Annotated in this window: 11 protein-coding genes, 4 tRNA genes and 1 riboswitch; of the genes, 1 reads left to right on the plus strand and 14 read right to left on the minus strand. The window is 51.5% G+C overall.

From position 1 onward, the window contains the following. The first annotated feature begins 201 nt into the window (after positions 1-201). On the plus strand, positions 202-1,116 hold the full coding sequence (locus T458_RS44155) for an EamA family transporter (protein ID WP_023557498.1): 915 nt from the start codon (positions 202-204) through the stop codon (positions 1,114-1,116). A 72-nt stretch (positions 1,117-1,188) separates the two neighbouring features. Here T458_RS44155 and T458_RS44160 read toward each other — a convergent pair. The 14 genes from T458_RS44160 to T458_RS44225 all read right to left on the minus strand — a co-directional run bounded on the left by T458_RS44160 (position 1,189) and on the right by T458_RS44225 (position 11,930). Then, a tRNA-Leu gene (locus T458_RS44160) sits at positions 1,189-1,273 on the minus strand. Between the two features lie 26 nt (positions 1,274-1,299). Beyond that, positions 1,300-1,375 (minus strand) — tRNA-His (locus tag T458_RS44165). A gap of 37 nt (positions 1,376-1,412) precedes the next feature. Then, a tRNA-Arg gene (locus T458_RS44170) sits at positions 1,413-1,486 on the minus strand. 8 nt (positions 1,487-1,494) lie between these two features. Then, positions 1,495-1,587: transfer RNA gene (locus tag T458_RS44175), tRNA-Ser, on the minus strand. Between the two features lie 104 nt (positions 1,588-1,691). Beyond that, positions 1,692-2,495 (minus strand): hydroxyethylthiazole kinase, encoded by an 804-nt coding sequence (thiM, locus tag T458_RS44180; protein ID WP_023557499.1) that lies wholly within the window; start codon positions 2,493-2,495, stop codon positions 1,692-1,694. Positions 2,496-2,511: 16 nt separating this feature from the next. Next, positions 2,512-3,180: a hypothetical protein gene (locus T458_RS44185; protein ID WP_023557500.1), complete on the minus strand. Its 669-nt coding sequence runs from the start codon at positions 3,178-3,180 to the stop codon at positions 2,512-2,514. Positions 3,181-3,304: 124 nt separating this feature from the next. Further along, on the minus strand, positions 3,305-3,964 hold the full coding sequence (locus T458_RS44190) for a YitT family protein (RefSeq protein ID WP_023557501.1): 660 nt from the start codon (positions 3,962-3,964) through the stop codon (positions 3,305-3,307). A 262-nt stretch (positions 3,965-4,226) separates the two neighbouring features. Beyond that, complete coding sequence (gene cobU / locus T458_RS44195; RefSeq protein ID WP_023557502.1) at positions 4,227-4,796, minus strand: bifunctional adenosylcobinamide kinase/adenosylcobinamide-phosphate guanylyltransferase; 570 nt, start codon at positions 4,794-4,796, stop codon at positions 4,227-4,229. A 27-nt stretch (positions 4,797-4,823) separates the two neighbouring features. Next, positions 4,824-5,603 carry an ABC transporter ATP-binding protein gene (locus tag T458_RS44200; RefSeq protein WP_023557503.1) on the minus strand — a complete coding sequence of 260 codons (780 nt, stop codon included), beginning with the start codon at positions 5,601-5,603 and terminating at the stop codon, positions 4,824-4,826. 4 nt (positions 5,604-5,607) lie between these two features. Then, positions 5,608-6,645 carry a FecCD family ABC transporter permease gene (locus tag T458_RS44205; RefSeq protein WP_023557504.1) on the minus strand — a complete coding sequence of 346 codons (1,038 nt, stop codon included), beginning with the start codon at positions 6,643-6,645 and terminating at the stop codon, positions 5,608-5,610. 1 nt (position 6,646) lies between these two features. Next, positions 6,647-7,642 carry an ABC transporter substrate-binding protein gene (locus T458_RS44210; protein ID WP_031305916.1) on the minus strand — a complete coding sequence of 332 codons (996 nt, stop codon included), beginning with the start codon at positions 7,640-7,642 and terminating at the stop codon, positions 6,647-6,649. A gap of 179 nt (positions 7,643-7,821) precedes the next feature. Further along, positions 7,822-8,009: riboswitch (cobalamin riboswitch) on the minus strand. Between the two features lie 66 nt (positions 8,010-8,075). Continuing rightward, positions 8,076-9,023, minus strand: coding sequence for an MBL fold metallo-hydrolase (locus tag T458_RS44215; protein ID WP_023557506.1), 948 nt, complete (start codon positions 9,021-9,023; stop codon positions 8,076-8,078). Positions 9,024-9,115: 92 nt separating this feature from the next. Further along, positions 9,116-10,048 (minus strand): manganese-dependent inorganic pyrophosphatase, encoded by a 933-nt coding sequence (locus T458_RS44220; protein ID WP_023557507.1) that lies wholly within the window; start codon positions 10,046-10,048, stop codon positions 9,116-9,118. Positions 10,049-10,268: 220 nt separating this feature from the next. After that, positions 10,269-11,930, minus strand: a complete 1,662-nt coding sequence (locus T458_RS44225; RefSeq protein WP_023557508.1) for a peptide ABC transporter substrate-binding protein — start codon at positions 11,928-11,930, stop codon at positions 10,269-10,271. Positions 11,931-11,934: the final 4 nt, after the last annotated feature.

Raw genomic sequence — 11,934 nt, forward strand, 5'->3', positions numbered from 1 at the left:
GCATCATGTTCTAGTGTAGCGGATTGATTGTTTTCCCGCTATTGCAACTTGCACTTCGCTGGAAGCCCGCCGCTCCTGACTCGTCATCCTGTTAGCACAGTAGCAGGATAAAGGATGTAAATTTTTAATTGTACCAATAATCCTTCCATAGTACAATAGTTTTATTCGAATTAGTTTAGTCATACGAAAGGAAGTTCATCCATGACATACTGGCGTTCTGTTTTTCTTGTTTTGCTGGGAGCTTGCAGTTACGGGGTCCTCTCCATGGTCATGAAGCTCGGATTTGCGGCCGGATACACACCGATCGAGTTAAGCAGCGGTCAACTATTATTCGGCGGTTTGATCATGTCCCTGCTCGCGGCTGTTTTTTCCAAGGAACGGTTTCGCCTGCGCTATGTGTGGACGTTGGTTCCCGTCAGCGTGATGATGGTCTTAGCCAGCTTTCTTTACAACCAGGCGGTTAGCCATCTCTCTGCTTCGCTCGCGATCGTCTTATTTTTTCAATTTACCTGGTTTGGAATTTTGCTGGAAGCCATCGCCAACCGTAAGTGGCCCAATATAGAAAAATGGATTTCGATCCTCATTATTGCGGTTGGAACCATCTTCGCGAGCGGTCTTGGCAGCAAAGGCCTGGGGGATGTAAGTCTGTTCGGTTTGGTTTGCGGTCTGCTCTCTGGCTTTTCCTTTGCAGTCGTCATATTCATGAGCGGTCGTATCTTGCCGTCGCTCAATCCTTATCTGCGCAGTGCCATCTCGATCTGTCTTGCATCCTTGATCCTCTCTGTGATGTATCCTCCAGCCTTCCTCGTCAATGGCAGACTGTTGGACGGGCTGTTGCCGTATGCCTTGTTGGTAGCACTTTTTGGCTCCGTGATCCCGATTTTTTGTCTGGCTGTCAGCGTTCCGCGTCTCGGCAATGGACTCGTGACGATTCTGAGCGCCATGGAACTGCCTGCAGTAGTCCTATTAGCCAACTTCGTTCTGAGAGAGCAAGTCGATCTCATGCAATGGAGCGGTGTCCTGATGATTCTGGCGGCCATTGCTGTACCGCAGATCAAATGGGGCAAGCTCTTCATCCCTTCACGAGCAATTCGTGAGAAAAGCAACTCCCTCTAGAAACACAAAAAAGCCCAGCCATCTGGCCTTGACGGCCAATACGCTGGGCTTTATCTTATCTGCAACACTGTATGGTGCGGTCGGCGAGACTCGAACTCGCACGGGTCTCCCCGCCACCCCCTCAAGATGGTGTGTCTGCCAATTCCACCACGACCGCAGAAGTGGGCAATCAAAATCAAAAAATGGGGCGATCGATGGGACTTGAACCCACGAGTGCCGGAGCCACAATCCGGTGCGTTAACCCCTTCGCCACGACCGCCATATATTCCGTTCTTCCACTATTAAAGGAAGAAAAGCGTGCCCTGAGAGATTCGAACTCCCGACCTTTTGATTCGTAGTCAAACGCTCTATCCAGCTGAGCTAAGGGCACATGTAATCTGGCGGATGGAGTGGGATTTGAACCCACGAGACGAGTTGACCCCGCCTACACGATTTCCAATCGTGCTCCTTCGGCCGCTCGGACATCCATCCATACACCTGCACAGAAACAAGTGCAGGCAACGACAATAATGTAACACAACTTGTCCAGCTTATCAAGTTCATCACCGCTAGCGCACGCTGATGTTATCCGGTTTCTACCAATTCAGCTGTCCCATCTGCAAGACGTCAGCCCCGTCCATTTTATACAGCTCATTAAGAAACTGAATTTGAAAACTACCCGGTCCTTCATCTGCCGCTTTTCCTGCTGCCTTTTCAGCGGCTACGCCGTAGCAAACCAGCGCGGCTGCTCCCGCGACGAGGGCGTCCTGCTCCACTGCCATAAAACTTCCAATCACGGATGTGAGCAGGCATCCTGTACCTGTTACCTTGGTCAGCATCGGGTGACCGTTGCCGATCCGAAAGATCCGCTCACCATCGGTAATGACATCCTCTTTGCCCGTAATGACAATCGTCGTCCCCCATTGTTTGGCCGCTTTTTGAGCGAGCACGCTCACGTCTTGATCTCCTTGACCGGCATCAACACCCTTGATCTCCCACTTTTCTCCCAGTACGTGGGCAATCTCAGCAGCATTGCCGCGGATCAAGGATATGTTAACCTGCTCCATGATCATTCGTGCGGTTTGTGTCCGGTACTGTGTCGCACCTGCCCCTACCGGATCCAGAACGACGGGAACCCCTTGCTCATTCGCGGAACGGCCCGCAATCAGCATGGCTTCCACTTCTGTTTCGTTCAAGGTCCCGATATTGAGAACCAGCGCGCCAGCGATCCGCGCCATCTCTGCAACCTCTTGCTTGGCGTAGGCCATGACAGGGGATGCTCCCAAAGCCAGCAAGCCATTCGCAGTAAAATTGGTGACAACCACATTCGTGATATGATGAACCAACGGATTGCGCTGACGCACCTTTTCCAAACATTCTTTTACCATCTCTAGATGCATGAGGATTCTCCTCTCTCTACGCTTTCGCGGATGTTTCCAGAAGTTTATGGACTTCTAGCACTTCTCCAAACTCAGGATGCTGCAGCCTCACTCCCATGATCATATAGGATTGATTCCTTTCAGGCAATTCCCTTGTATGCGCCAGGACTTTCCACGACTGGCCATCTTGGCAAGCAACATGGCCCAGATAATGGCTGTAGCCAGGTCCTGTCTTTATGATCTCAATCTCCTGCAGTTGACCCGTTATTTTCACACGCTCATCAGATACAGAAATGGTCTGTTTATCCACCCATTTCTGTTTTAGTTCATCGACTGTCAAAGTTTTGGCGTGAGCAAGAAATTCCCAGTCCTTGGAATGTGGGAAAATATGTTTTGTCTCCTCCAAAAACTGATTATATTCATCGTGCAATAGATCCACGTACTGCTCCACTTCTTCTGAAATGACACGGATCGAATCTTCTCCGCATTTTTCTATATGGTAGGCAAGGTATTTAAACGATTCGATCATGTCGAAGTTGCCCCAACCCCATGCCTGACTCTCCAAAGAACCTCCTCTGGTCCCGCATTTTGTGCAGGTAAAATAGTAGTAGGTCGTCATCGTCGTGTCTCCTTTACCTTGTTCTTCTCTTTTCTGGTATCGGATGTCAGGACCGAGTCTGATATGCGCCGGAAGTCGCAAAAACAAAAACACCCCCTCATGCAGACTGGCCATTCCGCGGGCGGCGCCTGTCTCATGAAAGGGTGTTGATGCCTATCAAGCCTGATAGATTTGCTATATGCCATGCACGTACCTACGCACTTCACGTTCATTATCGATGATGCAGGGAAACGGGCCCGTGTCCATGAGCTGGCTGCACCTCTTCCGAAGAAGCAGCACCTTTTCCCATACTCCAGTTGATCACGCGGCTGGAGATAAACACAGCCAGGATCGTGTACATCATTTCTTTCATCGGTACGTACCAGAAGGACAGGCTGAGAACCATGACGTCCATCAAAAGGAAAATCGTCCCGACTGTAAGACCTGTGTACTTGCTGAGCAGCAAAGACAGAATATCATCGCCGCCAGTCGCAGCGCCAAATCGCAGGACCAGCCCTGTACCCAATCCGGTCAACACACCAGACAAAAGGGAAGCGACGGGCATCATGGAGCTCATATCCACGACGATGGGTGAAAACATCTCAAACGCTTCGTAAAAGCCTGTAAACGCCAGCGATGCAATGACCGTGTTCCAGATAAACTGGCGTCCTTTTACGAGCCAAGCCACCAAGAGCAGAGGAATGTCCAATGCCAGCATCATCAGTGCTGGTGACACATCAAAGGCGTATTTCGCCAAAAGCCCCAGACCGACGAACCCGCCCTCTGACAGGTGGTTCTGATAATTAATGTGATAGTAAGCAAAAGCAAGCAAACAAGCTCCAAACAAAATCATACCGTAATGTTGAATCGACTGCAGCGCTCTCCTCATCATGAATTCCTCGCATTTTTGTCGGTTTTGGCAAGGGCTGCCAACCAACTACGGAGGATATTCGCAAGTGTAAGTCGCTACTCATACAAATGGCCTCGCTTTCGTAGTAGGTTAACCGCCCAAGTGACGATCGACTACTACGAAGCTAGATATAGGAGAGGTCAAATTGTTTCCAAACCGTCCTGTAGGGACGCATGGTATCCTTATCCCTTCCATTGCTTTTTTTCTATTATATCACAAAAAAAGCCAAAATTGAAGCAGCCCTTTACACAAAGGGAAAAGCTTTGCTCTTGATCTCCATCGGTATGCCCGCCGTTACCAGGAAAACCTGCTCGCTCACTTCTGCCACCCGTTGATTCATCATGCCTGCCGTATCACGAAACATCCGTCCCAATGCATACTCTGGGACAATTCCGTAGCCTACCTCATTGGTGACGAGCAGCAACGTTCCCGGAAAGGAAGAAATCACCTGCTGGAGCTCCGTTATCTTTTGCAGCAATCGCGCTTGATCCGGCTGCCGTTCATCGCGAACCAGCCAGTTGGAAAGCCAGAGGATCAGGCAATCCACCAGCAATACCGTCTCACCCGCCAACACATCAGGACGCTTCGCCAATTCCTGCAGCTTCTCTGCCAGGTTATACGGTTCCTCGATCGTCTCCCATGAAAAAGAGGAATTTTTCCGGCGCGCTTGATGGATGGCTACGCGCTGCGTCAGCTCCTCGTCAAACACAGGAGAAGTCGCCACGTAAATCCCGCGCTTCCCGAGATGAGCGGCATAGCGTTCAGCGAAGGTGCTTTTGCCGCTGCGGGCCCCTCCTGTCACCATGACCACCATGTCCTAGTTCCCCCTCTTTTTCCCAACCTAGTGCCCGACGCTTTGCAGCATGATCTGCGGCAAATGGTGGATCGGGTGTTCCAAAATAATCGGTCGAACCCCGTATACCTCCTCGATCAAGCCGCTGCGCAAAATCTGTTCTGGCGTCCCGACGCTAATCTGCCTTCCCTTGTTCAGCATGAGAATGCGGTCACAGTACAGCGAAGCCAAATTGAGATCGTGGAGAACAGCGACAACTGTGACCTGTGTGGCCTTTTGCCAAGTGCGTACGATATCCATCAACTGGATCTGATAGCCGATATCGAGATAAGTCGTGGGTTCGTCAAGAAGCAGGATACGCGGCTTTTGTACCAGAGCCTTGCCCAGAGCCACGCGCTGCTTCTCTCCCCCGCTTAAATGCTCCAGAGACCGCTGCTCCAAATCCTCTAGGCGCAGCAGATGAATAATCTCATCAATCAAGGGTTGGGCATCTTCCGTATCCTCTCCGAGCCAGTTTTGATACGGAAAGCGGCCCATCTCCAGGACCTCGCGGACAAGAAACCCGACTGGCGGCAATGCTTCCTGCTCCAATACCGCCAAAAGCCGGGCCAGCTCCTTTCGCGAATAGCCGCCTACCTCTTTGCCATCCAGATGAATCTCTCCGGCATCCACGCCGGCGACTCCCGAGATCAGCTTGCACAAGGTAGATTTTCCGCTGCCATTGGGTCCGATGACTCCGAAAAACTCCCCCTTCGCTACCTCAAACGTAAGGTCGCGAAGAACGGGAGTTGACTGGTAGGACTTCCCCAGCCCCTTTACCTGTATCATCTCGCTATCCCCTCCCCTGCTGTTTTCTCATCCGCAACAAATAGGCGAAAAAGGGTGCACCCAGAAAAGCGGTAATCACGCCGAGCGGAATCTCGGTTGGGCTGAGCAGCATTCTGGCCAGCGTATCCGCCCACAGGACGTAAATCCCCCCGAAAAGCGTTGACATCGGCAGCAGCAAACGATAATCCGGCCCCATCATCAATCGAACGAGATGCGGCACAACCAGACCGACGAAGCCAATGATCCCGGAGATGGCGACCGCAGCCGCTGTCAGCATGGTGGATATGATCAGCACGAGCAGCTTGGTCCGGTCTACATGGACGCCGAGGTGTGCTGCCTGCCGCTCCCCTAATGCAAACAGATTGAGGGAACGCGCATAGCTGACGAGCACGGCAAGCCCGATCAACAGATAGGGAACCAGGACGTAGGAGTATGCCCAGCCGCGAAACGACAAGCTACCCAGCAACCAAAAGACGATCTCGTTCACGACCTTGTCAGACAGGGAGACCATGAATGATACCAGCGAGCCGAGAAATGCCTGCACGACGACGCCGGATAACAAAAGTGTCTCGGTCTTCAGCTTGCCTTGTGTATTCGCCAGGCGCAGCACAACCCACAGGCTGAGCAAGCCCGTGAAGAAAGCGACCAAGGGAATACTCCACTGTCCCAGGAATGAAATATGCAGCCCGAATAGTATGAGAAATGCTGCTCCTACCGCGGCACCGGATGCCACTCCCATCGTGTAGGGGTCAGCAAGCGGATTGCGCAGCACTCCTTGAAAGCCCGCCCCGGCAAGAGAGAGACAGGCGCCTACCAATACCGCGAGAATCACCCGTGGAAAACGGACTTTCATGACGATCTGCTCGGCGGATTCCGGCCAGGAGACGGAAATGAAGTCCCCGACTACCGGTACCTGATGCAGCAGAATCAGCCAAACCTGCGAAGGCGGCAGATTGGCGGCACCCATCGAAATACTGAGAACCATGGAAAGAAGCAGGAGCAGCCCCCCGACTCCGCTCCAAAAAAGGAGGCGTCCCTTCATGCTACTTCACCAAATCGGGATAAATTGCCTTCGCTACTTCGATCAGCCCTTTGGTGATGCGGGGACCGGGACGTGACAGCATATTTTCGTCCATTCCGTACAGTTTTTCTTCTTTTATGGCCGTGATCGTATTCCATCCGCTGCGTGACTGGATAATTTGCTCCAGCTTTTTCCCGGTTTGCTCATCCGTCATTCCGCTGGCATACAGGATTACATCCGGATTTTCCTGTAAAATTTTCTCTTCATTGATTTGATTCCAGCCTTGCGTATCGGCAGCAATATTGACTCCCTTGGCGATGGTGATCAATTCATCCATAAACTCGCCTTTGCCAACCGTCCAGCCAGGCGCAAATTCCAAATATACTTTTTTCATTTCTTCTGCCTTGACGTTTTGGACCGCCTCCGTCACATAGGCAATATCGGCTTTCATTCCCGCGACGACCTCTTCCGCCTGCGCCTGTCGATTCGTGATTTTGCCCATCGTCAAAATATTGTTCATGATATCTTCGACGCTGCTGGGATGTGTAATGTACATGGGGAGGCCGAGCGATTGCATCTTCTCCGCCACTTGCTTATCCATAGAAATGCCGCCGATGACCAGATCCGGACTTTGGGAGAGGATGGCTTCTTCATTAGGCTTGACTACCCCTCCGACTTTCGGTTTTTCCTTGGCTTCTGCCGGATAGTCATCATAATCAGATACGCCGACCACCTGCTCGCCAAGACCGAGAGCAAACAGGATTTCCGTCTCTGCCGGAGATGTCGAGACGATTCGCTGCGGCGCTTTCTCAATCGTAATCGTCTTGCCCGTGGCATCCGTTATCGTCAGCGGGTACACCGTCTGCTGCGCGACCTGATCGTTGCCAGTTGGTTGCGAAGCTTCTGTCTGTTGAGCTGGTGCGGAAGGCTGTTGTGTCTGAGGCTCTCCTTGCCCGGAACAGCCGACCAAAGAAAACGCGAGCAGTGCTGGGATTCCCCACTTTACAAAATGCTTCATCATGATTTTCTTCCTTTCTCATGCAGGCCCATCCTGTGCAGTTACAGCAAAAAACCCTTGCATCCGCGAAGGAGAACAAGGGCTGGCTCATGTAGTCGGACGGGAATGGACAGACGCGCAAACCTATCTCGCCGCCATCCGTCGCTTTCTGAACAGCCGATCCTTTCCGCGAAGGAACCTAAGGCTATCTCCAACAGGCAGGTCTCCTGGCTTGCGGGTATCAGACACCCTCCCCTTCCCGTTTTACATGAAAACAGTGGCATGGAGAATGCAACCCGATTTACAGTGGCGGGACCGCGCCGGAATCGCACCGGCTTCCCTTTTCACCTCTCCGAATGGACGAGGCACCTGTTGGCTGCAACGCATATGTAGCTGTGGCCAATCATTCATCATGTACCATCATAGCATTCCTGCCAGCAAAAAAGAAGCTGGATCACACTCCGCGCTTCTGCAGGTAATCTACGATGCCCATCGCGCAGACACTCAAATCAAGCCTGATGATTGTAAAAATGTCATGATTTCTCTCTATCCCCAGCGAAAAGAGGGATTCGGAAACCAGAGAGAGGAGCCGCTCACAAAGCTCTTCATGCCCCAAACCCTCTGCCAAGGTACGCTCTCCTTCCGCCACAAAGACAGGCAGCCACTCCGCCACCTGCCGATACGCTTCCTCTACCTCCTGTGTCATGCCGAAATGTCCGAAGTACAGGCGATCGAGCTGTCGTTCGCGATAACGAGCGATGGAGTGAAGAGTCGCATCCGGATCAAACTGATTGGGGGAGGTGGACGGCAGGAAGAAATCAATGCCCTCCCGTTTCAAGGGGCGGTAGTAGACGCCCGCTGTATCTCCGGTAAACATTCCGTTGCTGATGGGATCATAGATGCTGAAGTGATGATTTGCATGTCCCGGTGTATCGAGAAATTCCAATGTGCAGGACGGCCCAATCTCCAGCTTTTCCCCATCAGAACGAATCAGCACCCGCTCTTGCGGTACAGGAATGATCGGATCAAACAGCTCGTCGAATTTCTCCCCATAGACAGCTTTTGCCCCTGCAATCAAGCGGCTTGGATCGATCAAGTGACGGGCTGCCTTGGGATGGACGACGATCGTGGCTTGCGGACATTCCTGCAAGAGCAGACCTGCACCTCCCGCGTGATCCAGATGAATATGCGTCAGGATGATGTATTTCACTTGATCAGTCGAATAGCCGAGAGCTGACAAGCCCTCACGTATATAGGGGACAGATGGGCTTGGCCCAGTCTCTACCAGCGTCAACTGCTCTTCCGCAATGACGTAGGTTCCAGTGCGTTCCGGAAGGCCCCAATCGTAACCGTCAATCAAGTGGACACGTTTTCCCAAATCGAGGATAGATTGTGGTTTCACAAAAAACTCCTCCTTCACAAGCTTGTTCGTACCTCTCAACTGTACCACATGAAAAGAAAAGAGGCCGCCACATTTTGGCAGCCTCCCCACTTTTACAGTGCTTGGAACGTATCGGTCAATACAGGTACGATTTGTTTTTTGCGGGAAACAACGCCTTTTAGTACAGCCTTGTTTGCATCCAGCTTTACGTTGTAGGCCTTCTCTACGACTTGCGCGGATTTCCCCAACGCCAGGGCAACCGAATTGTTGTTGAGGATGTCCGTCACAACGAAGACGAACAGATCCAGCCCTTTTTTCTCGATGATGGCATTCAAGGCAGCTTCCAGCTCTTCCTGACGAGCCAGAACATCGTTCACATCGACAGCGTTTACCTGGGCGATCTCTACCTTTGCGCTTCCCATCTGGAATTCCTTGGAATCCAACGAGATCAACTCGGCAATCGTTTTTTCACTCAGGTCAGCACCTGCTTTCAGCATGGCCAGTCCGTATGTCTCAAGATCTACTCCGGCGATCTGTGCCAGTTCGTGGGCAGCCTTTACGTCCTGCTCCGTGCAGGTAGGCGATTTCAGCAGCAGCGTATCTGAAATGATGGCTGACAGCATCAGACCCGCGATTTCTTTGGGAATTTCCACGCCGTTTTCTTTGTACAGCTTTTTCAGAATCGTCGTCGTGCAACCAACAGGCTCGACGCGCATATACAGCGGGTTGCTCGTCTCAAAGTTGGCGATGCGGTGATGGTCGATCACTTCTACGACTTGCACCTGCTCAATATCATTCGCGCTTTGCTGGCGCTCATTGTGGTCGACCAGGATGACTTCCTTCACTTCATTGGCTACCGTTTCCACCTGGCGGGGAGCCTTTACCTGGAAAGTATCCAGGACGAATTGGGTTTCGCCATTTACGCCGCCCAAACGAACAGCCTCGACGTTTTCTCCCAGCTTGCTTTTCAGGTCTGCATACACCAATGCAGAACAGATGGAGTCAGTATCCGGATTTTTATGGCCGAAAATTAGTTTTTTATCCACGTCACATGCTCCTTACACTTGTTTTGGCGAGAAAATTATACCATAGTTTAGAGGGTATTCGCACGTATCAATATTCGTTCATGCGTCCCTCCCGACGCTCCACGTATGCACGACCTGCACTCCCCCTCAACCAACAGCGTACAAGAGAGCAGGAAGGGAAAGAAAAAGACCCCGACTTATTAGCCAGGGGTCTTGCCGATTCGGATCAGCGAGCTTTTTTCTATTCAATATAAGCGTACTCAAAATAGGTGTGTCCAATATAGTTCTTCATGACGCCTTTCACATGCGGCTTCGCCAAATAGGTATCCTGATAGAAATAGAGCGGGAAGACCGGCATTTCGTCCATCAGGATTTTCTCAGCCTTGGCATAGTTTGCGGAACGTTTGGCCTGGTCCTGAATTTCGCGGTTTTCCTGCAGCAAGGCGTCGTACTCCTTGTTGCTCCAGCGAGGTCCGTCTGCAGCATTGACAGTCTCAAACAGGGTCAGGTTGGTCATCGGGTCCAAATAGTCTCCGGTCCAGCCGTCTCGCGCAATCATAAAGTTGCCCATTCTCATTTCATCCCAGTAAATTTTCGACTCCAAAATATTGATCGTCACTTCGACGCCCAGATTTTCCTTCCACATGCTGTGCAGCGCCTGCGCGATGTCCCTGTCCGTCTGTCCAGACATCGTCATGAACTCGATCTCCGGCAAACCTTTTCCGTCGGGATACCCTGCTTCGGCCAGCAAGCGCTTCGCTTCTGCCACGTCCTCCTTGAACAGATCTCCTACGACATCGCGGTACTCCTTGGAAGGGTCGACGAGATCAGGCATGCCGTACGGTACAAAGCCATAAGCTAGTTTTTCCGTCGATTGCAGCACGTTTCTTACGATTTGTTCGCGATTGATGGAGATGGCGAACGCTTTTCTGACACGAGCATCATCGAATGGCTTGACGCTGGTATTATAGTCGAAATAGTACGTACCGATACGGTCGGCAGCAAAATACTCGGGCGAATCTTTGTATTTTTGCATCGATTCATTGTTCATGTTGTCCGAAACGTCGATCTCTCCATTGGTGTACGCAGCCAGCTCTGCTTCCGCAGCTTCAATGAAGACAATCTCCAACGTATCAAGCTGCACTTTGTCAGCTTCCAGGTAGTTCGGATTTTTCTTCAGCACGTATTTCTGTTTGGGGTGAATCTCTGTCAGCATGAACGGACCTGTGACAAGGTACGTTTCTGGTGTCTTCGTCCATCCGTCATTGCCATCCACTACGTCTTTTCGCACGGGATAGTACGACGTCGCACAAAGAAGATTCAGGAAGTATGTCGTTGGATTTTCCAATTGCACCTCGAGGGTCTGGTCGTCCACCGCTTTTACCCCTACCTCATCGGCTGTTGCTTTTCCTTCATTATAATTCTGTCCGTTTTTCAGATAGAACAGGTCAAACGCGGCTTCCGAGGCCACATCCGGGTTCAACACGCGTTTCCAGGAGTATTCAAAATCATGGGCGGTGACAGGCTTGCCGTCACTCCACTTGGCGTTCGGATTGATCTTGAACGTGTACTTGGTTCCTGTCTCATCGATTTGGGTGTCACTGGCCAATGAAGGAACGGGCTGACCATCCTTATTGATCTTGTACAATCCCCTGAAGAGGTTCTGCATGACGACGGAGGAACGCGAATAGACGTTCAAGGTAGGGTCAAGTGTCTCTGGTTCTGCAGGCAAGGCATAGACGACTTTCTTTTCTTTCTGCGGCGATTCGGTTTTGTTCTCTGTCGTATTGCTCGTGTTGGGCGTGCTGGTGTTGCCGGGTGCAGTCGTATTGCTGGAGCTGCAGCCCGCGATAATGGTGGCAACCAATGATAATTTGAAAAAAAGGCCAACGAGCTTTTTCATTTTC

It is taken from the genome of Brevibacillus panacihumi W25, from assembly GCF_000503775.1.
In the GTDB taxonomy this organism is placed as follows: domain Bacteria; phylum Bacillota; class Bacilli; order Brevibacillales; family Brevibacillaceae; genus Brevibacillus; species Brevibacillus panacihumi_A.